27 protein-coding genes are annotated in these 22,358 nt (G+C 68.1%); 16 read left to right on the top strand and 11 right to left on the bottom strand.

Annotation, left to right across the window (positions count from 1 at the left end):
- The first annotated feature begins 505 nt into the window (after positions 1 to 505).
- Positions 506 to 628, top strand: coding sequence for a hypothetical protein (locus AC1DMQ_RS18960; protein WP_477035110.1), 123 nt, complete (start codon positions 506 to 508; stop codon positions 626 to 628).
- A 3-nt stretch (positions 629 to 631) separates the two neighbouring features.
- Here AC1DMQ_RS18960 and AC1DMQ_RS18965 read toward each other — a convergent pair whose 3' ends face one another.
- A complete protein-coding gene (locus AC1DMQ_RS18965; RefSeq protein ID WP_477035111.1) occupies positions 632 to 865 on the bottom strand; it encodes a hypothetical protein in 234 nt (77 codons plus the stop codon).
- A 228-nt stretch (positions 866 to 1,093) separates the two neighbouring features.
- Here AC1DMQ_RS18965 and ubiA point away from each other — a divergent pair, with 228 nt between their 5' ends.
- Positions 1,094 to 2,032, top strand: coding sequence for a 4-hydroxybenzoate octaprenyltransferase (gene ubiA, locus AC1DMQ_RS18970; RefSeq protein WP_477035112.1), 939 nt, complete (start codon positions 1,094 to 1,096; stop codon positions 2,030 to 2,032).
- A gap of 15 nt (positions 2,033 to 2,047) precedes the next feature.
- Here the strand turns inward: ubiA and AC1DMQ_RS18975 are convergent, their stop codons facing one another.
- A complete protein-coding gene (locus tag AC1DMQ_RS18975) occupies positions 2,048 to 2,389 on the bottom strand; it encodes a lysozyme inhibitor LprI family protein (RefSeq protein WP_477035113.1) in 342 nt (113 codons plus the stop codon).
- A gap of 71 nt (positions 2,390 to 2,460) precedes the next feature.
- Here AC1DMQ_RS18975 and AC1DMQ_RS18980 point away from each other — a divergent pair, with 71 nt between their 5' ends.
- Positions 2,461 to 3,426: a fatty acid desaturase family protein gene (locus AC1DMQ_RS18980; RefSeq protein ID WP_477035114.1), complete on the top strand. Its 966-nt coding sequence runs from the start codon at positions 2,461 to 2,463 to the stop codon at positions 3,424 to 3,426.
- Here the strand turns inward: AC1DMQ_RS18980 and AC1DMQ_RS18985 are convergent.
- Positions 3,423 to 3,872 (bottom strand): PEGA domain-containing protein, encoded by a 450-nt coding sequence (locus AC1DMQ_RS18985; RefSeq protein ID WP_477035115.1) that lies wholly within the window; start codon positions 3,870 to 3,872, stop codon positions 3,423 to 3,425. The genes AC1DMQ_RS18980 and AC1DMQ_RS18985 overlap by 4 nt on opposite strands.
- Before the next feature lie 101 nt (positions 3,873 to 3,973).
- Here AC1DMQ_RS18985 and AC1DMQ_RS18990 point away from each other — a divergent pair, with 101 nt between their 5' ends.
- The 4 genes from AC1DMQ_RS18990 to AC1DMQ_RS19005 all read left to right on the top strand — a co-directional run bounded on the left by AC1DMQ_RS18990 (position 3,974) and on the right by AC1DMQ_RS19005 (position 6,092).
- Positions 3,974 to 4,660, top strand: a complete 687-nt coding sequence (locus AC1DMQ_RS18990; protein ID WP_477035116.1) for a class I SAM-dependent methyltransferase — start codon at positions 3,974 to 3,976, stop codon at positions 4,658 to 4,660.
- 42 nt (positions 4,661 to 4,702) lie between these two features.
- Positions 4,703 to 5,047, top strand: a complete 345-nt coding sequence (locus AC1DMQ_RS18995) for a VOC family protein (RefSeq protein WP_477035117.1) — start codon at positions 4,703 to 4,705, stop codon at positions 5,045 to 5,047.
- A 71-nt stretch (positions 5,048 to 5,118) separates the two neighbouring features.
- Positions 5,119 to 5,559 carry a YkgJ family cysteine cluster protein gene (locus tag AC1DMQ_RS19000; RefSeq protein ID WP_477035118.1) on the top strand — a complete coding sequence of 147 codons (441 nt, stop codon included), beginning with the start codon at positions 5,119 to 5,121 and terminating at the stop codon, positions 5,557 to 5,559.
- The gene (locus AC1DMQ_RS19005) at positions 5,556 to 6,092 is read left to right on the top strand and encodes a YkgJ family cysteine cluster protein (RefSeq protein ID WP_477035119.1); all 537 of its coding nucleotides are present in this window, start codon (positions 5,556 to 5,558) and stop codon (positions 6,090 to 6,092) included. The genes AC1DMQ_RS19000 and AC1DMQ_RS19005 overlap by 4 nt, the downstream gene beginning before the upstream one ends.
- 7 nt (positions 6,093 to 6,099) lie before the next feature.
- Here the strand turns inward: AC1DMQ_RS19005 and AC1DMQ_RS19010 are convergent, their stop codons facing one another.
- A complete protein-coding gene (locus AC1DMQ_RS19010; protein WP_477035120.1) occupies positions 6,100 to 6,981 on the bottom strand; it encodes an NAD-dependent epimerase/dehydratase family protein in 882 nt (293 codons plus the stop codon).
- Positions 6,982 to 7,080: 99 nt separating this feature from the next.
- Between AC1DMQ_RS19010 and AC1DMQ_RS19015 the strand changes: the two genes are divergently transcribed.
- Both AC1DMQ_RS19015 and AC1DMQ_RS19020 read left to right on the top strand, forming a co-directional pair.
- Positions 7,081 to 7,425 (top strand): MmcQ/YjbR family DNA-binding protein, encoded by a 345-nt coding sequence (locus tag AC1DMQ_RS19015; protein WP_477035121.1) that lies wholly within the window; start codon positions 7,081 to 7,083, stop codon positions 7,423 to 7,425.
- Between the two features lie 52 nt (positions 7,426 to 7,477).
- Positions 7,478 to 8,317, top strand: a complete 840-nt coding sequence (locus AC1DMQ_RS19020; RefSeq protein WP_477035122.1) for an aldo/keto reductase — start codon at positions 7,478 to 7,480, stop codon at positions 8,315 to 8,317.
- On the opposite strand, the gene AC1DMQ_RS19025 is transcribed toward AC1DMQ_RS19020, so the two are convergent.
- The 3 genes from AC1DMQ_RS19025 to AC1DMQ_RS19035 are packed head-to-tail and all read right to left on the bottom strand — an operon-like array spanning position 8,314 to position 10,780.
- Complete coding sequence (locus tag AC1DMQ_RS19025; protein ID WP_477035123.1) at positions 8,314 to 9,159, bottom strand: alpha/beta hydrolase family protein; 846 nt, start codon at positions 9,157 to 9,159, stop codon at positions 8,314 to 8,316. The genes AC1DMQ_RS19020 and AC1DMQ_RS19025 overlap by 4 nt on opposite strands.
- 45 nt (positions 9,160 to 9,204) lie before the next feature.
- Entirely contained in the window at positions 9,205 to 10,014 is an 810-nt protein-coding gene (locus AC1DMQ_RS19030) for a phytanoyl-CoA dioxygenase family protein (protein WP_477035124.1), read from the bottom strand.
- Between the two features lie 4 nt (positions 10,015 to 10,018).
- The gene (locus AC1DMQ_RS19035; protein WP_477035125.1) at positions 10,019 to 10,780 is read right to left on the bottom strand and encodes a polyphosphate kinase 2 family protein; all 762 of its coding nucleotides are present in this window, start codon (positions 10,778 to 10,780) and stop codon (positions 10,019 to 10,021) included.
- Positions 10,781 to 10,826: 46 nt separating this feature from the next.
- Between AC1DMQ_RS19035 and AC1DMQ_RS19040 the strand changes: the two genes are divergently transcribed.
- From AC1DMQ_RS19040 to AC1DMQ_RS19055, 4 genes are all read left to right on the top strand, one after another.
- The gene (locus AC1DMQ_RS19040) at positions 10,827 to 11,543 is read left to right on the top strand and encodes a 16S rRNA (uracil(1498)-N(3))-methyltransferase (RefSeq protein ID WP_477035126.1); all 717 of its coding nucleotides are present in this window, start codon (positions 10,827 to 10,829) and stop codon (positions 11,541 to 11,543) included.
- 278 nt (positions 11,544 to 11,821) lie between these two features.
- Entirely contained in the window at positions 11,822 to 12,673 is an 852-nt protein-coding gene (locus tag AC1DMQ_RS19045) for a hypothetical protein (RefSeq protein WP_477035127.1), read from the top strand.
- On the top strand, positions 12,670 to 13,143 hold the full coding sequence (locus AC1DMQ_RS19050) for a hypothetical protein (RefSeq protein ID WP_477035128.1): 474 nt from the start codon (positions 12,670 to 12,672) through the stop codon (positions 13,141 to 13,143). Before AC1DMQ_RS19045 ends, AC1DMQ_RS19050 begins: the two co-directional genes overlap by 4 nt.
- A 180-nt stretch (positions 13,144 to 13,323) precedes the next feature.
- Complete coding sequence (locus AC1DMQ_RS19055) at positions 13,324 to 14,682, top strand: glutamate--cysteine ligase (RefSeq protein WP_477035129.1); 1,359 nt, start codon at positions 13,324 to 13,326, stop codon at positions 14,680 to 14,682.
- Positions 14,683 to 14,708: 26 nt separating this feature from the next.
- On the opposite strand, the gene AC1DMQ_RS19060 is transcribed toward AC1DMQ_RS19055, so the two are convergent.
- A complete protein-coding gene (locus tag AC1DMQ_RS19060; RefSeq protein WP_477035130.1) occupies positions 14,709 to 15,569 on the bottom strand; it encodes a DMT family transporter in 861 nt (286 codons plus the stop codon).
- A 121-nt stretch (positions 15,570 to 15,690) separates the two neighbouring features.
- Here AC1DMQ_RS19060 and AC1DMQ_RS19065 point away from each other — a divergent pair, with 121 nt between their 5' ends.
- Positions 15,691 to 17,079 (top strand): aminotransferase-like domain-containing protein, encoded by a 1,389-nt coding sequence (locus AC1DMQ_RS19065; protein ID WP_477035131.1) that lies wholly within the window; start codon positions 15,691 to 15,693, stop codon positions 17,077 to 17,079.
- A 7-nt stretch (positions 17,080 to 17,086) separates the two neighbouring features.
- Here the strand turns inward: AC1DMQ_RS19065 and AC1DMQ_RS19070 are convergent, their stop codons facing one another.
- Positions 17,087 to 17,245, bottom strand: a complete 159-nt coding sequence (locus AC1DMQ_RS19070; RefSeq protein ID WP_477035132.1) for a hypothetical protein — start codon at positions 17,243 to 17,245, stop codon at positions 17,087 to 17,089.
- 112 nt (positions 17,246 to 17,357) lie between these two features.
- Complete coding sequence (locus tag AC1DMQ_RS19075) at positions 17,358 to 17,912, bottom strand: DUF427 domain-containing protein (protein WP_477035133.1); 555 nt, start codon at positions 17,910 to 17,912, stop codon at positions 17,358 to 17,360.
- 184 nt (positions 17,913 to 18,096) lie between these two features.
- Between AC1DMQ_RS19075 and AC1DMQ_RS19080 the strand changes: the two genes are divergently transcribed.
- Both AC1DMQ_RS19080 and AC1DMQ_RS19085 read left to right on the top strand, forming a co-directional pair.
- The gene (locus AC1DMQ_RS19080) at positions 18,097 to 19,998 is read left to right on the top strand and encodes a peptide MFS transporter (RefSeq protein WP_477035134.1); all 1,902 of its coding nucleotides are present in this window, start codon (positions 18,097 to 18,099) and stop codon (positions 19,996 to 19,998) included.
- Between the two features lie 141 nt (positions 19,999 to 20,139).
- Positions 20,140 to 21,885 (top strand): flavin monoamine oxidase family protein, encoded by a 1,746-nt coding sequence (locus AC1DMQ_RS19085; RefSeq protein ID WP_477035135.1) that lies wholly within the window; start codon positions 20,140 to 20,142, stop codon positions 21,883 to 21,885.
- A 4-nt stretch (positions 21,886 to 21,889) separates the two neighbouring features.
- On the opposite strand, the gene AC1DMQ_RS19090 is transcribed toward AC1DMQ_RS19085, so the two are convergent.
- Positions 21,890 to 22,357 (bottom strand): cupin domain-containing protein, encoded by a 468-nt coding sequence (locus AC1DMQ_RS19090; RefSeq protein WP_477035136.1) that lies wholly within the window; start codon positions 22,355 to 22,357, stop codon positions 21,890 to 21,892.
- Position 22,358: the final 1 nt, after the last annotated feature.

Raw genomic sequence — 22,358 nt, forward strand, 5'->3', positions numbered from 1 at the left:
GTACGGCGACCGATGCGGCTTTCGGGGGTGGTCGAGCGGGAAGCGTTCGTCGGTGGTCTTTAGATGGACGCCTTCGCGACGGTCCTGGGCAGGTTCCCTGAAACACGGGACGAAACCCAGGCGGCGAGGGATCGGCGGACGCGGCAGGCATGGGCTGAAATCGCCCATGCGGTCCAGGACGAGCCAACGTCCTGCCCGTCGGGGGCCTCCATCGGAGCGGGTTAAAAATCCGCGATCCGAAGGCTTCTGGATAACGGCCGCGCGAAGCGCCTGAGCTTCGTCGAAACGGTACTCACAACTGCAAATCATCCGGGCGAGGCCCGGGCGCTTCGCACCCTCCCATCACGCTCAGCGGGTTTCCCGCGTGAGACGGCGAAGCCGTGTCCCGACGGATCCCTCAGGGTTCCACCTAGGGCAAAACCAGGGATTCCCTGATGGCGGAGGCAGCTTGACCGGTATCATTGTGCCGGCCGTCGACAGTCCTGTCTGGCGGGAGCCGAGGCCCATGAGGATCGATCGTCCAGGACCTGCGAGGATCGTCGTCGCCGCCTATCTGGCGGCCTACCTCCTGGCCTGTCTGCTGGTCCTGGCCTTGGCCCTGGTTCTGCCGGTGGCGGCGCCTCGCTAGGCCTCAGGCGAACCGCAGATGACTGAGCGTGTCGCCGCGCAGGCCGGCGCGGATGCGGCCGCCGAACTTCGTGCCCGAGGTCAGCCGCGACACCATGCCGGCGTCGCCGGCCCGCCTGAAGGACCGCGCGGCGGCGGTCCACAGGGCGGTGGTGACCGGGTGCGGCGCGACGATCCCGGCGGCGAGGCCCAGGGCCAGCAAGGTCCAGGCTTCCAGGCGATCGATCAAATGGGTCATGGCGGAAACCTTTCGAAGCTTTGCGAGGAGGGCCGCCGCGCTGGGGGGAAGACGGCGACCCTCCTCGGGCCCGCGAAGCGGCGGGGGATCGCCGTTTCGGTGAAGACACCCTGGTCCCTGGCGTTCGATCAATCCAATTGATCGTTTTTCGGATCGAGATTGGAAAGCTCTATGCTCGCGGTTCGGCATGGTTGCGCGAGGCCGGAGGGCGGGGCTAAGCCTTGCCCCATGAGTTCTCCCGACACCGCCATCCTGCCCGACGCCGCCGCCGGCAACTGGGTCGACCGCCATGCGCCGCCGGCCCTGCGGCCGTGGCTGAAACTGGGCCGGTTCGACCGGCCGGCGGGGATCTGGCTGCTGATGCTGCCCGGCTGGCAGGGCATCGCCCTGGCGGCGGCGAGCCAGGGCAAGTGGCCCAATCCCTGGCTGCTGATCGCCTTCTTCGTCGGGGCGGCCTTGATGCGGGCGGCGGGCTGCGCCTTCAACGACATCGTCGACCGCGACTTCGACGCCCAGGTCAGCCGCACGGCCATGCGCCCGATCCCGGCCGGCCTGATCAGCGTCAAGCAGGCCTGGGCGTTCGTGATCGGCTGCTGCCTGGTCAGCTTCGGCATCCTGGTGTGCCTGGGCTGGCTGGCCATCGGCCTGGGCGTGCTGTCCCTGGGCCTGGTCGCGGCCTATCCGTTCATGAAGCGCATCACCTGGTGGCCGCAGGCCTGGCTGGGACTGACCTTCAACTGGGGGGCGCTGCTGGGCTACGCGGCGGCCACGCACCGGCTGGATTGGTCGGCGGCGCTGCTCTACGCCTCGGGCCTGTTCTGGACCCTGGGCTACGACACGATCTACGCCATCCAGGACATCGAGGACGACGCCCTGGCCGGGGTGAAGTCGTCGACCCGCCGGCTGGGCGAGCATGTGCAGATGGGCGTGCTGGCCTTCTACATCGCCTGTTTCGTGCTGGTGATCGCGGCGGCCTGGGTCGGCGGGCTGGGACCGCTGTTCCTGCCCCTGGCCGCCCTGGTCGCCGTGCACCTGTCGCGTCAGGCGGCCCGGGTCCGAATCGACGACCCGGTCGGCGCCCTGGCCCTGTTCAAGTCCAACGCCCAGGTCGGCTTCGTGCTGTTCCTGGCCCTGGCGGCGGGGATGTGGCGGCCGCCAGGGCTGTAGGGCGGTAAGCCCCCTCTAGAACGGGCCGTTGCGATAGATCCGCTCCATGCTCCGCTCCAGCTCGTCCAGCCGGCGGTCGTAGGCGCGGTTCAGGCATGAGCGGTTCGCCCCGCACTTGCGCCGGTCCCGCAGCCACTGCTGCTGGGCGTCCTGCAACGCGCCGCGCCCGCCCATGGCCAGGGTGCGCTTGTTGATGTCGTAGAGCACCGACATCTTCACGTCCTTGTCGTTCAGGGCGGTGTTGGCGCAGATCGCCTTCTCGTCCGGCGAACGGGCGCGGCCGCAGTCGAAGCTGGCGGCGTTCGCGGCCATAGGCAGGGCGAGGGTCAGGGCGAGGGCGGTCAGCACAAGGCGCATGGTGGTCTCCGAAGGGGCGTGACGTCGGGTCATTCTGTAAGCCGGAAGCTGAATGTGGCATGATGGGTTCCATGGCCGTCGCGTCCCGGATCAAGCCGCAGGAACTGTTCACGCCCGACGAGTGGGGCCCGCTGTCGGCGCGCTCGTCCTGGAAGGGCCTCCTGATGGTGGCCCATGCCTGGGCGATGATCATCGCGGCCGGCGCGATGTTCATGATCTGGCCCAATCCCCTGACCTACATCCTGGCGGTGATGCTGATCGGCGCGCGTCAGCTGGGCCTGGCCATCCTGATGCACGAGGCCGCGCACGGCGGCCTGCATCCCAACCTCAAGGTCAACGACTGGGTCGGCGAGTGGCTGTGCGCGGCCCCGACCGGCGCTTCGCTGGCCAAGTACCGGCCCTATCACCTGACCCATCACAAATACGCCCAGCAGGCCGAGGATCCGGACCTGGTGCTGTCGGCGCCGTTCCCGACCACCCGCGCCTCGCTGCGCCGCAAGATCGTCCGCGACCTGACCGGCCAGACCTTCTTCAAGCAGCGGTTCGGTCCGCTGCTGGGCAAGCTTCGAGTCTCCTCGGGCGACCAGCCCAAGGGCGCGGTGTTCGCGGGCGAAGTGGCGCGGCAGAAGCCTTTCCTGCTGTGGAACCTGGGTCTGTTGATCGTGCTGAGCGCCATGGGCCTGTGGTGGGCCTGGCCGGCGCTGTGGATCGTGCCGATGGCGACCTGGTTCCCGCTGGTCACCCGGCTGCGCAACATCGCCGAGCACGCCCTGGTGGCCAAGGACGAGCCCGACCCGTTCCGCCACGCGCGGACCACCCGGGCCAACTGGATCGAGCGCGCCCTGATCGCGCCCTACCACGTCAACTTCCACGCCGAGCATCACCTGTTCATGCACATGCCGTGCTGGAACCTGCCCAAGGCGCATGGGCTGCTGGAGAAGAAGGGCCTGACAGGCGGCATGCTGACCGCCCCGGGCTATCTGTCGGTGCTGAAGGCGGCGTCCGGCAAGGCGCCGGCCGCCGCCCAGCAGGCTTAGTTCGCCGGAGCCGCGGGAGCCGCCGCGGCCGCGGCGGCGATCTTGGCTTCAGGCTCCAGGGTCACCTTCAGCGGGTTGGGCGTCAGGTCCTTGCTGGCGCCGGTCGCCGCGTCGACGCCCAGGCCGATCAGGCCGCCGACCAGTACGTTGCCGGCCAGGGCCGCCCCGCCCTTGCCGCCGATCTGGTTGGTGATGCTGGTCGTGTAGGGCTTGTAGCCGGCCTTGGTGATCGTGACGTCGAACTCCTTCTTGCGCTTCATCTTGAAGGTGCAAGGCGTGGCGTCGCACTTGAAGCCCGTCGTGGTGGCCACGGCGGCGCCCCCCGGCGTCGTCTCGACCGTCCAGGCCTGGCTGGAGCCGCGCGTGACGGTGGCGCAGGCGCCGAGGCTGAACGCGGCGCAGGTCAGCAGGGCCGCCCGAAGGGCGAGCCGGGTATCGAACTTCATGGTATTCCCCCGAAATGAACGTCAGCCGTAACTTGGCTGTAGCGCAATCGCTAAACGGTTGAGCTCTTTCGTCAAGAACCTTCGGTTGTCGTCACCCCGACATGAAAGTCTCCCGCATCGACCAGACCCTCCCCGGCCGCAGGGCCTTCATCCTGGAGAACACGCGTCTCCAGGCCCCGCCGCACACGCCCGAACTGGTCCTGCATCTGGCCGACGAGATCACCCCGATCTGGCGGCTGACCGAGGAGGCCCTGGCCGAGATCGGCCTGCCGCCGCCGTTCTGGGCCTTCGCCTGGGCCGGCGGCCAGGCCCTGGCGCGCTACATCCTCGACAATCCTGCAATCGTTTCTGGGAAACGCGTGATCGATTTCGCCAGCGGTTCGGGCCTGGTGGCGATCGCCGCGATGAAGGCCGGCGCGGCCAGCGTGCTGGCGGCCGACATCGACGTGTTCTGCGAGGCGGCGATCGGCGTGAACGCCGACGCCAACGGCGTGACATTGGCCTTCACCGAGGTGAACCTGCTGGACGCCCCGCCGCCGGTCGGCCCCCCTTTAGGCGCGGACGTGCTGTTGGCCGGCGACATCTGCTACGAGCGGCCGATGGCGGAAGCCGTCATGGCCTGGCTGGGCCAGGGCCGGGCGGCGGGGGCGACCGTGCTGATCGGCGACCCCGGCCGCACCTATTTCCCCAAGGACGGCCTGGTGAAGCTGGCCGAATACCAGGTGCCCACCACCCGGGAGCTGGAGGACATGGCCGTCAAGCGCACCAGCGTCTGGACTCTGCCCTGACGGCGATCTAGAACATAATAAGAACAAACGAGAGGCGCGACCATGCGGGAAGACGGCAAGATCGACTATATCGAATGGCCCGCCGGCGACCTGCCGGCCACCAAGGCCTTCTACACCGCCGCCTTCGGCTGGAGCTTCGTCGACTACGGTTCCGACTACGCGGCCTTCGAGGGGCAAGGCGCCGACGGAGGCTTCACCACCCCTCAGGAAGGCTCGACCGACCGGCCGCTGGTCGTGCTCTACGCCCACGACATCGAGGCCATGCTGGCCAAGGTGACGGCGGCGAAGGGCGTGGTCACCAAGCCGATCTTCAGCTTCCCCGGCGGCCGCCGCTTCCATTTCACCGACCCCTCGGGCAACGAGCTGGCGGTCTGGAGCGAGAGCTAGTCCCTCGCGACAGAAAAACCGTCACGAAACCGCGATAAATCGTCTCCGGACGATTTACGGGGCGAGCGACGGTGGACCAGGCCAGAACCTGCGGCGATTGCGGGATGTGCTGCAAGCTGATGGGCGTGGCCGCCATCGACAAGGCCCCGCACGTCTGGTGCGGCCATTTCCGCAAAGGCGCCGGCTGCGGCATCTACGCCGACCGGCCCAAGGCCTGCGCCGACTACGCCTGCTACTGGCTGGACGCGCCCAATCTCGACGACCGCTGGCGGCCCGACCGGGCGCGCTTCGTCCTGCACCGCGAGAACGGCGGCCAGACCCTGGTGGTCGAGGTCGATCCCGCCTCGCCCGACGCCTGGCGGCGCGCGCCGTACTACGACACCTTCAAGACCTGGGCGGCGCGCGGCGCGGCCAAGGGTCTGACCCTCAACGTGCTGGTCGGCGGACGCGGCTACGAGATCCTGCCCGACCGCGACGTCGACTACGGCCTGGTGCGCGAGATTCCGGCATGAGCGAAGCGGCTTCCATCCCTGTTTCGGCCCCCGTCCCCTCCAAGTCGTGCGGCGACTGCGGCATGTGCTGCAAGGTCCTGCACATCAGCGAGCTGAACAAGCCGGCGGGCCAGTGGTGCGGCGTGTTCCGCAAGGGCTCGGGCTGCGGCGACTACGAGGCCCGGCCCCAGGCCTGCCGGGGCTTCCACTGCCTGTGGCTGACCTCGGAAAAGCTGGACGACGCCTGGCGTCCCAACAAGGCCGGCTTCCTGATGTACCCCGACCGCGACGGCAAGCGGCTGAACGTGGTGGTCGATCCGGGCAAGCCTTCGTCCTGGCAGCGCGAGCCCTACTATTCGCGGCTCAAGGCGATGTCGCAGCGGGCCTATGACGGCTACGAACTGCTGATCTGCATCGGCGACCGCCGGGTGGTGATGTTCCCGACCGAAGACGTCGACCTGGGCATGCTCAACCCCGACCACAAGCTGGTCAGCGGCTATGTCGACAAGGACGGCGACAAGGTCCCGTTCGCCATGGTGCTGAGCGACGCCTAGGCTTGGCCTAGAACCGGGGCCTGAACTCGCGCGGCGCCCAGCCGAAGTCGGTCCGCGCCGCCGCGTCGTCGAAGGTCAGGTCCTGGGCCATGCGGTCGCCCATGGTCGCCGTGGCGCCGGGATAGAACGGCTTGGCCAGGGTCAGCAGCAGGCGGAACAGCCAGGCCGGCAGGGGCAGGATCGCCGGCCGGCGGCCCAAGCCCGCATAAATCCGCTCGGCCATCGTCCGGTAGGTCAGGGTCTCGCCGCCGACCAGGTCGTAGGCCTTGTCGCGGGCTGCGGGGGCGGTGGCGGCCGCGATCGCGCCGCCGGCCAGGTCGTCGGCGTGCACCGGCTGGCGCAGGCCCTCGCCCTTGCCCGACAGCGGCAGCACCTTGAACCGGCGGATCAGGCCAGCGAGGCGGCTGACGTTTGCGTCGCGGCCTTCCAGATAGATCAGGGTCGGCCGCAGGATCGTCCAGGCCACGCCATGTTCGACGCAGAAGGCCTCGACCTTGGCCTCGGACTCGGCCAGGGCCTGGGCCACGGCCCGCTCGGAGGCCTCCGGCGAATCCTGCTTGGTGAAGCGGCTGGTCGAGGAAAAGGCGACCAGCCTGGTCATGCCGCGCGCCTTCAGGGCGGGCAGGGCCTGGGGCAGCAGCCAGATCGGCGACAGCGAGAACACCGTGGCGACCGGCGGCAGTTCGTCGGCCAGGTTCGGGTCGGCCAGGTCGCCGTCCACCCAGCAGACGTCATCGGTCGGCGGACGTCGGCTCAGCGCGATGGGCGTGATCTCCAGGGTGTTCAGCCGCGCCAGCAGGAACTCGCCGATCAGGCTTGTGGCGCCCAGCACCAGGATGGGCGAGGTCAGGCCTGAAGACGAGGAGGGGGAGGTGGTTTCAGCGTCCATCTTTCCCCTATAGTCGCGCCGCAAGCGGCGACCTAGAGCGTGGCGGCCGAAAGTGTAGGCGGTTTCGGCGCCTGGCACGGTCCAAAGGGAACTTTGCTCATGACCTTCGAGGATGTTCGCGCCTTCGCCTTCAAACTGCCCGGCGTGACCGACGGAACCGCCTACGGCCATCCGTGCCTGAAGGCGCACGGCAAGTTCCTGACCCGGGTGTGGGACGACGGCGACACCCTGGTCGTTCCGGGCGTCACGTTCGACGAGCGCGAGATGCTGATCGAGGCCGAGCCCGACACCTTCTACGTCACCGACCATTACAAGAATTACCCGTACGTCCTGGTCCGCCTGTCACGCGTCGACGCCGGCACGGTGGAGCGCTTCCTCGAGCGTCGCTGGCGGGCGACCGCGCCCAAGAAGCTGCTCAAGGAGCATGACGCGGCGAACGCATGACGCGGCTTGCCCAAGCGCCTATATCGGCCTGACCCCCAGCCGGAGATCCGCCATGCCCCATTCCATCCCCGACATCCGCGCGGGCGACGTGGCCATGCCGATCATCGGCCTGGGCACCTGGCAGCTGGACGACGGCGCGGCCCAGCCGATGGTCGAGAAGGCCCTGGAGCTGGGCTACCGCCACATCGACACCGCCCAGGCCTATCGCAACGAGCAGGATGTCGGGGCGGCCCTGACGGCGACCGGCGTGCCGCGCGACCAGATCTTCCTGACCACCAAGGTCTGGGTCGACCAGTTCGCCCAGGGCGACCTGCAGCGGTCGGTCGAGGGCAGCCTCAAGCGCCTGAGGGCGCCGCAGGTCGACCTGCTGCTGCTGCACTGGCCCAAGCCCAGGCCGGCCCTGGCCGAGACCATGGCGGCGCTGAACGACGTCCACGCCCGGGGCCTGACCCGCGCCATCGGCCTGTCGAACTTCCCCTCGGGCCTGATGGCCAAGGCCCAGGCGGCCTCGGAGGCGCCGATCGCCACCAATCAGGTCGAGTACCACCCCTACCTGTCGCAGAAGACCCTGATCGCCAAGGCCAAGGCGATGGGCTCGACGATCACCGCCTGGTCGCCCCTGGCCCAGGGCAAGGTGGCGGCCGACCCGGTGCTGATCGAGATCGGCGAGGCCCACGGCAAGACCCCGGGCCAGGTGACCCTGCGCTGGCAGGTCCAGCAGCGGGTCGCGACCATCCCGCGGACCAGCAGTCCGGCGCGATTGGCCGAGAACTTCGACATCTTCGACTTCGCCCTGTCGGACGCCGAGATGGCGCGGATCTTCGACCTGGCGCGACCGGACGGACGGCTGGGCAACTGGCTGGACGCGGCCTTCGAGTGGGACGCGGACTAGAACGGCGTCAGCCGGACAGTTTCCGGAAGCTGGACCTTCACCATCGCGCCGGGGTGTTGGGTCTTGGCCGCGACGGCGCGGAGGATCGCCGAGATGTCGGCGCCGTCCGGCGAGTGGCCGGCGCCCTGGATCGTGAACAGCGCGCCCGTCCTGTGGGCCGACGCCGCCGCCTGGCGCAGCGCTTCGCCGTGGGCGAAGGGGATCACCTCGTCCGCCGTGCCGTGGATCAGGTACAGGGGCTCGTCCAGCGTCGAGACTGTGCCGATGTTGTCGTAGCGGTCCGAGATCATCCAGCGGGCGGCGGCTGGGGCCATGGTGCGAAGGTCGGTGAACGTGCCGATGGTCACCAGGGCGTCCAGCCTCTGCCGCCGGGCCAGGCCGAAGGCGACGCCGCCGCCCAGGCTGTGGCCCACCACGATCAGCTTGCCGCCGCCCGCCACGACGCGGGCCCTGGCGTAGAAGGCGTCCGCGTCGGAGGCCAGGCCCTTCTCGCTGGCCCGGCCCGGATTGCCGCTGTACTCGCGATATTCGGCCGCCACCACGCCGTAGCCCTCGGCGATCAGCGGGGCGAGCCACTGCATCGACCGGGTCGCGGCCGAGCCGTTGCCGTGGAACACCAGGAAGGTCGGCTTGCCGTCGCGCGGCGCGATCTCCACGCCCTTGAGGGTCAGGCCATCGGCCGTCCGCACGGTGATGATCGCCGCGCCGGCCGGCAGGTCCGCCGGGGCGAGCGGAGCGGTGGGGGCCGGATAGATGCGCTCGTGAATCTGGGCGCAGGCGGGGACCGACAGGAGCAAGACCCCGACGAGGACGAGACTTGTAAGGCTGGCCATGCGTTTCATGGTCGCGATGCTATGCGGTCCAGCTTGCGGGGCAAGCCCCGAGGCCTACTCCGCCAGACCCATGGCCAGCCGGATGGCCTGCTCGACGGGGGCGTAGGCGCCGTCATGCCTGTCCAGCCTCAGCGGCGTTCGTGGAAGCAGCGGCGGCTGCGCCATGAAGCGGGCGTTGCGTCCGTGGTGCGGCTGGGCCGCGTGCACGAGGAACGGATGGCAGAGATAGACCGTCCCGGCCTCGCCGACGGCCATGGCTTCATCGCGCGGCTCCATGTCGCCGATGGTCCGCACGAGCTCCCGGAGCGTTAGCCCCTCTTCGCCGGCCGTCGCCAGGCTCCGCGCGATGTCCCCGTGCGAACCCGGGAGAAGGCGCGTGGGCGCGTCCTCCGGCCCGACGTCGGAAAACAGGAACAGCATCAGCAGCGCCCGTCCTTTCGAGGCGACGTTCGTTCGCCACTCCATGAAATCGGGCTGGTCATGGCCGAAGCTCGGATCGAGGTGCCATCCGGTGTCGCCGGCGTCCTCCACCGAGGGAAACCGCACCGGGAATGTTCCCATGGCCATGCAGGGAAGCCAGCGGCCTGGCCCGACGAGCTGATCGAACGCCGCGTGCAGGACCGGTGTGTTGGCGGCTTCCACGAAGGGCCTCTGGCTGTACATCCCCAGACGGACGACGGGTCTGGTCCAGGTGCTCGGATCGGCGGGATCGCAGCCCGTGTCGCGCCACAGAATGGCGCGCGCCTCGTCCGCCAGGGCCCGAGGGAAGGCCCGGTCGATCCGGACAAAGCCGCGTTCGACGAAATGCCGAATTTCGGCGTCGTTCAGGGTGCGGCCCTCGGCGGATTCCCGTTCGCCCGACATGCGTTCAGCGCGCCAGCCGCCCGTCCGTCAGCGCCGCCGGCTCGAACTTGAAGATCACCTCCGGATCCGGCCGCTTGATCCCCTTCAGCAGCTTCTTCGGGGCCGAGACGTGCAGGAGCCAGCGCAGGATGTTCAGCCGCGCGACCTTCTTGTGGTTGGCGCGCACGCAGATCCACGGGACCGGCGTCGAATGGGTGCGCATCAGCATCTCGTCGCGGGCGGCCGTATAGTCGTCCCACTTGGCCTGGGCCACGGCGTCCAGGTCGCTGACCTTGAAGGCCTTCAGCGGCTCCTCGCGCCGGGCCTTGAGGCGCTCGGCCTGGGTTTCCTGGTCGATGTCGAGCCAGAACTTGGTCATCTTGACCCCGTTCTCCACCAGCATCAGTTCGAAGGCCGGGACGTCGCGCAGGAACTGTTCCTGCTCGTGCGAGGTGGAGAAGCCCATCACCCGCTCGACCCCGGCCCGGTTGTACCAGGAGCGGTTGAACACCACGGCCTGGCCGGCGGCGGGCAGGTGGCGGACATAGCGCTGGAAGTACCACTCGCTGCGCTCGTGGTCGCTGGGGGCGGGCAGGGAGATCACCTGGGTGGCGCGGCGGTGGGCGTGTTCGGTCAGGCGGGCGATGGCCCCGTCCTTGCCGGCGGCGTCGCGGCCCTCGAACAGGGTGACCGTCTTCCAGCCTTCCTTGATGGCCTGACGCTGCAGGCCGATCATCGCCAGCTGCAGGTCGCGGAGTTCGGCTTCGTAGTCTTCGAGCTTGCTCATGTCTGGAGCCTACCCCCGTCCGGTTCAGTTGCGCTAGAAGAGCGGCATGATCCGTCTTTTCGTTCCTCATCCGCTCAAGGCCGGCGCCGGCGTCGCGCCCACCGTCGACCAGTCGCGCTACCTGTCCGCCGTGATGCGGCTCAACGTCGGCGACGAGATCCTGGTGTTCAACGGCCAGGATGGCGAGTGGCGCTGCAGCCTGACCGAGGCCGGCAAGCGCGGCTGCCTGCTGCGCTGCGAGGCCCAGACCCGCGAGCAGGACCACGCGCCCGACCTCGACCTGGTGATCGCCATGGTCAAGCGCGGCCGGGTCGAGACCATCGTCGAGAAGGCGGCCGAGCTGGGCGCGCGCCGGGTGCGCCTGACCCAGACCCGCCGGACCAATGTCGACTTCCTCAAGCTGGGCCGCCTGGACGCCATCGCCATCGAGGCCGCCGAGCAGACCGGCCGCCTGGACGTGCCGGTCATCGACGACCCGCTGAAGCTGGACAAGATCCTGGATGGCTGGGATCCGGAGCGCCGGCTGATCTTCTGCGACGAAGGCGGCGACGCCCGCCCCCTGATCGAGGCCGCCAAGGAAGCGCCCGCCCCGGCCGCCATCCTGATCGGCCCCGAAGGCGGCTTCGCCCCCGAAGAACGCGAGAAGTTGCGGTCGCTGCCGTTCGTCATCTCGGTGACGCTGGGACCGCGCATCCTGCGGGCGGACACGGCGGCCATCGCCGCCATGACCCTGTGGCAGGCCGCCGTGGGCGACTGGCGCTAGGAATTTACCTAGGCGAATCCCGACGGGCTTCCTCGGCGGGAAACGCGGCAGGCCGCCTTAAACTTGGCTGCCAGTCCAAAGCTTGGCCGGCCGTCCCAAACTTGACCATTGCAGGCCTGTTCCTCGCGAATCGCGTCAGCATTCTCGATGTAACTCGCTATGCGGGAATTACTCCCCGTCAGGCGGAAGCGCATGTGCGGGTGCGTCAGTACGCGGCCGAGGCGAGGCCGTGTCTTTTGGTCGAGCCTCCGATCTTCAATCATCAGAGAGCTTGACCCATGACGGACACCACCATTTCGATCTTCGACGCTGTCAGCAAGATCGATGCAAGCTGGCCAGGCAATGACATTGGCTGGCCCAACGGCGTCCCTGCCGCGACGTGGCAGGAGCCCAACCTCAGCGGCATTTTCAGCGGCGGGCCTGAGTTCAACACTTTCACGACGGAGCCCGGTCGAGCCGTGTTCGACGTCCTGACCTATGTCGTGAGCTGCGAGAACGGCGGTCAGACGCTCGACTACTACCTGATCGAGCTGAGCGGAATATTGCGCTACGTGGTGCCGCAGACCTTGGCGTGTGACGGGTACAGCATCACGATCGCCCCCGTTGACGGCCGCGTGCTGTTGGACAGCGCTTCTCCCGACACCACACAAGGCGCCGTCTCGACCTCGGTTTCAGTGTCGACGACCATCAGCGGCAATCTGGGCTTCATGGGGGACGCTCCCACCGGGGGCGGCGGCGCGTCCATGACGACGTCCAGAAGCCGCACGGTCGAACTCCCCGGCGTGGTGATCACCAACAACAGCCTGCAGACCGGCCAGACAGCGTCCTGGCGCTACACGATCGCCGACGGATCGCCGAGCGCCTATGCGAGCTTCAACCATATGGAAACGGTGCTGTTCAAGGTCGATCGGGCGGCCGGACTGAGTGCGCTGGAAATCGACGTGACCACGTCGTTCTATGTTTCCGACCACGGAGGCGGCGGCAGTCGCTGGTTTGACGAGTATCACAACGCCGTCAACAGCGCCGGCTTCGGCGGCATCATGAGCAATACGGATGAACGCGCGGGCGTCATCACCCTGCCTCCCCACCGCGTTGTCGTCGGCCAACCGCCGGCCCCCAAGACGGCGTGATCACCTCCACCCAATCTGATCGACAACAAGTAGGAAGCGCGCTCATGGCGGACTTACCGATGAACTCCAACGGGTACAGCCAGTCGGATCTGGAAAATCTCGTCGCGGATCCGAATATCACCCCTCGGGAAATCGCGGACGTGCTCAGGAATGAGGACATCCCGCTTCCCAATCTGGAAAGCTATGTCAACGGCATGCATGCCGGAGATGATCGCTGGACCTCGGTCCTCGAGGCCATGCGTAATCCGGTCCCGGACCACGATCCGCTGGTCGACGAGATCGACGCCATCATCAATGGCGGCGACTTCGATTGGCCCGCTGAACGGGAGGAGATCGACCAAGACGCGGCCAGGAATGAGCAAGGGGATGGAAACGATCCGGCCGAAGCAGGCGGTAATCCTGTCGATCCGGGCGGCGAGGTCGACCCGGGGGAGGGAGGGGAAATCCCCGAACCCAGCTGGGACGAGTAATCCGGCGGGGCGGCCGCGGTCGAKCGGCCGCCTCCCACCAAAACCTCATCTGTTGCGAAAGGCTGGGCCCGCCCCTTGAGGTTCGCTAAGAAAACGCCCAACTGCGCAGCACGACAGTTCGCGGGCGGGTCGGAGGGCGATGCTCTCCCTTCTTGAAGCGTGTTTTTGGGAGGGTGGCCTATGGCCGAAGCCGTGAGCCAGGAGCGTCCGCTGACGCTCGACGATCTGACCGCCTATTTCGCCGCCGGCTCCAAGCCCAAGGACCAGTTCCGCGTGGGCGCAGAGCACGAGAAGTTCGGCTTCTACCTGGGTTCGCACGCGCCGGTGCCCTATGACGGCGACAAGGGCGTGCACGCCCTGCTGACCGGCCTGCAGCGCTTCGGCTGGAAACCGGTGATGGAAGGCCCGACGATCATCGGGCTGGAGCGCAACGGCGCCAATGTCAGCCTGGAGCCCGGCGGCCAGTTCGAGCTTTCCGGCGCGCCGCTGCTGACCATGCACGACATCTGTGAGGAGACCGGCCAGCACCTGGACGAGGTCAAGACCGTGGCCGACGAGCTGGGCCTGGGCTTCCTGGGTCTGGGCTTCTCGCCGGTTTGGCGGCGTGACGAAGTTCCTGTCATGCCCAAAGGGCGTTACGTGATCATGCGCAACTACATGCCCAAGGTCGGCGGCCTGGGCCTGGACATGATGCTGCGCACCTGCACGGTGCAGGCCAATCTCGACTTCTCCAGCGAAGCCGACATGGTCGCCAAGTTCCGCATGAGCCTGGCCCTTCAGCCGATCGCCACGGCGCTGTTCGCCAATTCGCCGTTCACCGAGGGCAAGCCCAACGGCTTCCTGTCGGCCCGCGCCAACGTCTGGACCGACACCGACGCCGACCGCACTGGCCTGCTGGACTTCGTGTTCGAGGACGGCTTCGACTTCGAGCGCTACGCCCGCTACGCCCTGGACGTGCCGATGTACTTCGCCAAGCGCGGCGACAAGTACATCGACCTGGCCGGCCGCGGCTTCCGCGACTTCATCGACGGCAAGATCGACGAGTTGCCGGGCGAGCGCGCCTCGATCAAGGACTGGGCCGATCACACCACCACCCTGTTCCCCGAGGTGCGGCTGAAGACCTATCTGGAGATGCGCGGCGCCGACGCCGGGCCGTGGAGCCGCCTCTGCGCCCTGCCAGCCCTGTGGACCGGGGTGTTCTACGACGACGCGGCCCTGGCCGCCGCGTGGGACCTCTGCAAGCACTGGACGGCCGAGGATCGCGCCGGCCTGCGCCGCGACGTGCCGAAGCTGGGCCTGAAGGCCGTGGTGGCCGGCCGCACGGCCCAGGACGTGGCCAAGGACTTCGTGGCCATCGCCAAGTCGGGCCTGAAGTCGCGCGCCCACCTGAACGGCGGCTTCCTGGACGAGACGATCTATCTGGGCGACCTGGAAGAGATCGCCGCCACCGGGATCACGCCGGCCGAACGGCTGCTGTCGCTCTACAACGGCGCGTGGAAGGGCGACATCAACCGGGTGTTCGAGGACTTCGCGTACTGAGGCCTCGGGGCTGAGGCCGGCGCGCCTCACGCGAACCGCTTGGCCCCGGCCACGCACAGCACGATCACGGCGGTGACCGCGATCATGGTCATGGCGACGGGTTCGTGCAGCAGCAGCGCGGCCAGCGTCAGGCCGAAGAGCGGCTGGAGCAGCTGCAGCTGCCCGACCTTGGCGATGCCGCCCAGGGCCAGGCCGCGATACCAGAACACGAAGCCGACCAGCATGCTGAAGATCGAGACATAGGCCAGGCCCAGCCAGGCCGGCGCGCCGATCCCACTCCAGGTCCGGGGCAGGGTGACCAGCGCGATGATCGTCATCAGGGGCAGCGACAGCACCAGCGCCCAGCAGATCACCTGCCAGCCGCCCAGCCTGCGGGACAGGACCGCGCCCTCGGCGTAGCCCAGGCCGCAGGCGACGACCGCGGCCACCATCAGCAGGTCGCCGGCCAGCGATCCCGAACCGCCCCGCGAGACGGCGAAGCCCGCGACCGACAGGCTGCCGATGATCGAGCAGACCCAGAACGCCGGCTTGGGGCGCTCGCCGCCGCGCAGCACGCCGAAGATCGCCGTCGCCAGCGGCAGCAGGCCGATGAAGACGATGGAGTGGGCCGCGTCGATGTGCTGCAGCGCCAGGGCCGTCAGCAACGGAAAGCCGACCACGACACCCAGCGCCACGACCACCAGCGGGCGCAGGTCCGACCTAGCCGGCCGCGCCTGCCTCAGCGCCAGCAGCAGGGCCACGCCCAGCACGGCGGCGATCACGGCTCTGGCCGAGGTCAGGAAAACCGGCTCGAAGCCGCCGATCGCCACGCGCGTGGCCGGCAGCGAACCGCTGAAGATGATCACGCCCAGAAGGCCGCTGCCCCATCCCTTTGATGTCTGTTCCATGCTCGTCCCCGAAAAGCCAGCGCGAGGCATAGTCGAGGCGGTCGCGCATGACCCGGAACGGTCAGTACGATCTGGGTCAAACTGTATGCTATGATGAGCCATACAGTTGAGGTGCGGGTGAATGAGCAAGGCCGTGAGCCGGACCGGCGAGGCGATGGAGGCGATCCGCGGCAGGATCTCAAGCCGGGCCTTGTCGCATGGCGACAAGCTGCCCTCGATCCGGGGCCTCGCCGCGAGCTTGAAGGTGTCGCCCTCGACCGTCGTCGAGGCCTATGACCGGCTGGTCTCGGAGGGCGTGGTGCTCTCGCGGCCGGGGTCGGGCTTCTATGTTTCCGCGGGCGTCGCGACGCCGGTCGTCAACGATCTCCAGCCGCGAGCGGATCGGGCGATCGATCCGCTGTGGGTTTCGCGCCAGTCGCTGGATGCGGAGCCGCAGGCGCTGAAGCCCGGGTGCGGCTGGCTGCCGTCGGACTGGATGCCCAACGCGATCCTTCGACGCGCCATGCGCGGCCTGGCCCGCGCCGACGACGCCGTGCTGGCCGACTACGGCAATTCGCGGGGGTTGCTGGACCTGCGACAACTGCTGGCCAGGCGCTGCGCGGGCGACGGCCTGGATGTCGGCCCCGAGCAACTGTTGCTGACCTCGTCCGGCACCCAGGCGATCGACCTGATCTGCCGGTTCCTGCTCCGCCCCGGCGACACGGTCCTGGTCGATGACCCCTGCTACTTCAACTTCCAGGCCCTGCTCGCCGCCCACAAGGTGCGTATCGTCAGCGCGCCCTATACGCCCGCCGGCCCGGACGTGGCGCGGTTCGCGCAGGTCCTGGCCGAGGAGAAGCCGCGCCTCTACATCACCAATTCCGCGATCCACAATCCGACCGGCGCGACGATGTCGGCCCAGACCGCGCACAAGCTGCTCACGGTCGCCTCGGCCCACGGCCTGATCATCGTCGAGGACGACATCTTCGCCGAGTTCGAGCCGGAGCCCTCGCCGCGCCTGGCGGCGTTCGACGGCCTGGTCAACGTGATCCGGATCGGCAGCTTCTCCAAGACGCTGTCGGCCTCGGTCCGCTGCGGCTACATCGCGGCGCGGCCGGAATGGATCGAGGCGATGGTCGATCTCCAGGTCGCCACCAATTTCGGCGGCGCCAGCCCGGTGGCGGCCCAGCTGATCTTCACCAGTCTCATGGACAGCGGCTATCGGCGGCACGTCGAGGCGCTGCGGCGCCGGCTGTCGGGCGCCCGGCGCGACGCGACGGCCAGGCTGGCGGATCTCGGGGTGCGGGCCTGGGTCGCCCCTCGCGGCGGCTTCTATCTCTGGGGGCGGCTGCCGGACGGCAAGGACGCGTCGGACATCGCCCGGGCCGCGCTTCTGGAGGGCGTGATCCTGGCGCCGGGAAACGTCTTCAGCGTCCCGCAGGAGGCCTCGGACTTCATGCGGTTCAATGTCGGGCAGATGCAGGACCCGCGCGTCTACGCGGTGCTGAAACAAGCCCTGGCGAGCGCCTAGGCGCGGTTCAGAAGATCGCGCGGAAGCCGGCGATGATCCCAACCCAGGCCAACACGCTGGCCGCCACGACCGCCAGCCGGCCCCAGGCCAGCTTGGCGCGGGCGGGACGCGACCGCGCGGCGCCGGGCGACGGCCGCATACCGGAATCATAACCGACGTAAGCCACGACGTTTCTCCCAGGACGCCTCTCTGCAGGAGGCTTCGCGCTAAGCGCTGCGGGTATTGCAGCGCTTGAAAGGTTAACGAACGCTTTACACTTGTAGCCGGTTCAACGTGGCTCAGATTGATCCGGTTCCCTCATAGGGCTTTGCGATGTGCGCCGGCCCCTCTTCGCGGATGTCGTCGCCCTCCCACGCCGCGTCGTCGGGCATCGAGACATTGGGCGCCCAATGCTCGGCCTGGCTGGAGCCGGAACCGCTGTCGGTGTGCCGGACCACCTCGTCGACATCGACCGCCCGGGTCTCGGCCGCGGTCAGGCCGGCGCGCTTGAAATCCACGTGCTCGGGATAGAAGGCCAGGCGGCCGGCGATCTGGCTGACGCCGGGCAGCGGGGCCTCGTACGACCAGACCGCGTTCTCGATGATCTGGGCGTCGCGATGGATCGTGTAGTAGCTGGCCTGGCCCTTGTGGGGGCAGTGGGTGACCTTGTCGGTCTTCTGCAGGAAGTCCATGGCCACGTCCGCGCGCGGGAAATAGCGCACCGGAGCGTAGTCGGCCTCCTTGAGCACCAGGACGTCGCCGCTGTCGGCGATCTCGTGGCCCTCGAAAAGCACTTCGACCCGTCCGTCTTCGCGCGAACAGGTGATGGGGTGGTCCTGGGTCGGGTCGGTCATGGTGAATTCTCCCGCCTGAGGAGGGCGCCGCCTAGGAAACGCGCGGGAGGGGAGCGGGGCTCCGAAGCGGCAAGCCATTGCTTGTGAAACGCAAAGCGCCGTGATCTTCTCCCCGCCAATTGGGGAGGGGAGGGCGAAACCACCTGTCGGTCGCCCTACCGCTTATACGTTTCAAGGTTCGTGAATGAATATCGTTGTCGCCGCCGGCATCCTGGTCACGCTCGTGACCGGTGTTCCCGTGCTTATCCAGCTGTTGCGGGGCCATCCGCGCGGCCTGATCATCTGCTTCCTGGCCGAGATGTGGGAGCGCTTCTCCTACTACGGCATGCGCGGGCTGCTGATCTTCTACCTGACCCAGCACTTCCTCTTTGATTCCAAGACCGCCGGCGGCCACTACGGCTCCTACACCTCGCTGGTCTATATCGTACCCCTGCTCGGCGGCTTCCTGGCCGACCGTTATCTGGGCACCCGCAAGGCCGTGGCCTTCGGGGCGATCCTGCTGGTGGCGGGCCACCTGACCATGGCGGTCGAGGGCCGCCCGGCGACCCAGACCCTGCAGTACGCCGGCCAGACCTACGAGTTCCAGGTCAAGGGCCGCGGCGAGGAGCGGGTGGCCAAGATCGTCGTCGGCGATAAGCCGTACGACGTGGCGGCCAACGCGGCGGGCGATTTCGAGATCAAGAACCTGCCGGCCCATTCGGCCGTGCCGTCGGTCCTGCCCAAGGGTCAGTACAAGCTGGACGTGAAGGACCGCGATCCGCTGTACCTGAACATCTTCTGGCTGGCGCTTTCGCTGATCATCGTCGGCGTGGGCTTCATGAAGGCCAATGTCGCCACCCTGGTGGGCCAGCTCTATCCGCAGGGCGATCCGCGCCGCGACCCGGGCTTCACCCTCTACTACTACGGCATCAACCTGGGCTCGTTCTGGGCGGCCATCCTCTGCGGCCTGCTGGGGGTCAACCTGGGCTGGGGCGCGGGCTTCGGCATGGCGGGCCTGGGCATGCTGGCCGGCTTCGTGGTCTTCGTGCTGGGCAAGCCCTGGCTGCTGGGCAAGGGCGAACCGCCCGAGCCGGTCAAGCTGAAGGCTCCGGTGCTGGGCCCGGTCAACCGCGAGGGCTTGATCTACGCCGCCTCGCTGGGCCTGGTCGGGGTGATCTTCTTCCTGGTGCAGTACACCCCGGTGGTCAGCGTCACCCTGATCGCCGGCAGCTTCCTGTCGTTGGTCTACATCCTGTGGTTCGCCTTCGTGAAGTGCGAGAAGGTCGAGCGCGAGCGGCTGCTGCTGGCCACGGTGCTGGTGCTGGGCGCGGTGATATTCTGGGCCCTGTTCGAACAGGCCGGTTCGTCGCTGAACCTGTTCGCGGCCACCAACGTCAACCTCGTCCTGCTGTCGCAGCCGGTGCAGTGGTTCGGCGGCGCGGTGGTGCTGGGTTCGCCCGAGCAACTGGCCGCGGCGGGCTGGAGCACGGCCGGCAAGCTGTGGGTCAACACCTCGTTCAACGCGGCCCAGACCCAAGCGCTCAACGCCGGCTGGATCCTGATCTTCGCCCCGGTGTTCGCCGCCCTCTGGACGTTCCTGGGCAGGCGCGGCCGCAATCCGGGCCCGATGGTCAAGTTCGGCCTGTCGCTGATCCAGGTGGGCGCGGGCTTCCTGATCCTGCTGGTCGGCGCCCAGTTCGCCGACGGCGCGTTCCGCATGCCGCTGATCTTCCTGGTGCTCATGTACATGCTGCACACCTCCGGCGAGATGTTCATGTCGCCGGTCGGCCTGTCGCAGATGACCAAGCTGTCGCCGCTGTCGATCGTCTCGTTCGTGATGGCCGTCTGGTACATGGCCCTGGCCATGGGCAACCTGGTCGCCGGCTGGATCGCCGGCATCGCCTCGACCGAGACCATCGGCGGCCAGGTGCTGGACCCGGCCGCGGCCATGACCCAGTCGCTGCTGGTGTTCAAGATCATCGGCTGCATCTCGATCCTGATCGGCGTGCTGTTCCTGGCCCTGTCGCCGATCCTCAAGAAGTGGTCGCACGGCTCGGACGACACCAACCCCGAGCCGGTCGCCGAACCGGCCTCGATCGCCCCCTAGGCGTCGCGCAACGAGAAAGGCCCCGGAGCGATCCGGGCCTTTTTCATGGCCGAAGCTCAAGCGCCAAGTTGACGCGAATAATTCTCCATCGCACGCTATGGTCGATTGAGCGGCGCGAAGCCGCCTTCTCGGGAGGGCGTCATGGGAACTGCCTACACCATCTTCGGCGCGGGGCCGGCGGGCCTCTACACGGCCTGGCGGCTGGTCACCGGCGGCAAGGCCGTGGCGGGCGACAACATCGAGCTGATCGAGTGGGGCGACTACGCCTTCGACGGTCCGGGCTCGGGCACCCGCCTGCCGGCCGGCCGGATCGTGACCCACTTCTGCAACGACGATCCGACCCAGTCCTATGTCGAGGCCGGCGGCATGCGGTTCATCGAATGGGACGGAACCCAGGGCCACCAGCTGGTCACCCTGACGATCAACATGCTCGGCCTGGGGCCTCAGGTCGTCCCGTTCAACACCACGACCGACCCGCTGCTCTATCTGCGCGGCGAGCACATCTACCAGAAGAACCTGGCCACCCAGAACGCGCCCTACAACACGCCGGGCAACAACGCCGCCCCGGCCGCGACGCTGTTCGCCAACATCTCCAACCTGATCACCGGCACGCCGGCGCCCAAGACCCGGGCCGCTCAGTGCGCCTTCTACGGTGACGGGACCCTGCCCTCGAGCTTCAACTCGTTCGTCTATGCGCCGGGGTCGACCGCCGGCAACATCGGCTACTGGAACATCTTCTACGACCAGGCCGGCAACGAGGGCTACGAGTACGCCTCGGACGCCGGCGGCTACACCTCCAACGTCATCAACTGGAACGCCGCCAACGCCGCGGTCTACAACAGCGAGTTCGCGCCCGGCGGCCAGTTCAAGACCGTGCAGGGCGGCTACTCCCAGGTCTTCGTCCAGCTGTTCCAGCAGACCCGCGCGGCGGCGCAGGACGCCGGGGTGGCGTTCTCGCTGCAGGCCAAGACGCGGCTGCATTCGGTCTGGCTGGCGGACGGCGTGATAAACTATCGCCTGGCCAGCGCCGCCGACCCGTTCAAGGGCGGGCCGACCCTGACCACGCCGAACGCCTTCCTGGCCATGCCGCCGGCCTCGCTGGACCTGGTGGCCGAGGCCACGCGCTACGCCGACCTGCCGGCCGGCACGCTGGACATCATGAACCAGCGGCCCGTGCAGCTCTACATGGACGGGGTGATCCGCCAGCCGTCGATGCGGGTGATGCTGTTCTTCGACAGCCCCTGGTGGGAGACCTGCCCCTATCCGCCGGACCTGACCAGCGACGGCCTGCCCAACACCTTCGGCCCGACCATCACCGACCTGCCGCTGCGCCAGGTCTATTATTTCGGCAACAACAGCGACGGCAACCCCAACCCCGTCTACGGCGTGCTCGCCTCGTACGACGACATGCAATACGTGCAGTTCTGGCAGGAACTGGAGCTGCACGTCGACGAGCGCCGCACCATCCCGCTGGAGGAGGACTACCAGGTCCTCCATGCCCCCGCGACGGCCAACGAGACGATGGTCCGCATGGTGCTGCTGGAGCTGGCCAAGGTGCACTACGGCAGCCCCGACGACGCCTACAAGATCCCGTACCCGGTGTCGGCGGTGTACAACGACTTCTCGTTCAACCCGTTCGGGGCCGGCTACCACGCCTGGGCGGCGCACTACGACATCTGCGACGTGATGCAGAAGATCCGCCAGCCCACCGGCCTGGTGGACGGCGCCCCGGCCGCAAACCTGTTCATCATCGGCGAGGCCTATTCCAACGACCAGGCCTGGGTGGAAGGGGCGTTCTGTACGGCGGAGTCGGTGCTGGTCGACTACTACGGCATGACCACCATCGCCGACACGACCAACTATCCGCTGATCTGCGCCTGCTCCTGACGGCCTAGGGGCGGCGCGGCGCCTGGGAGTGCGGCCGCCAGTCCTTGGGCGCCAGTTCGAAGCCGTCGAAATGGAAGCCCGGGGCCACGGTGCAGCCGACCAGGGTCCAGGCCCCGAGGCTGACGGCGGTCTGCCACCAGCCGGTCGGCACCACCAGCTGCGGCAGGCCGCCTGCCCGCAGGTCGGGGCCCAGGACGTGGACAGTCGCGCCCTGCCCGTCGGGGGGCGACATGGTGATCTTCATCGGGGCGCCGGCGTAGTAGTGCCAGACCTCCACCGCGTCGATCTTGTGCCAGGCCGACACTTCGTCGGCCTGCAGCAGGTAGTAGATCGCGGTCGAGGCCGGGCGGGCCTCTTCGGCCGGGGTGTCCTCGAACGTCCTGCGATACCAGCCGCCCTCGAGGTGCGGCTGCAGATCGAGCAAGCGAATGACCTCGTTGCCGCTTAGCTCGCCCGAGATTTCCGACAACATG

This window comes from Caulobacter sp. 05L422 (assembly GCF_056397765.1).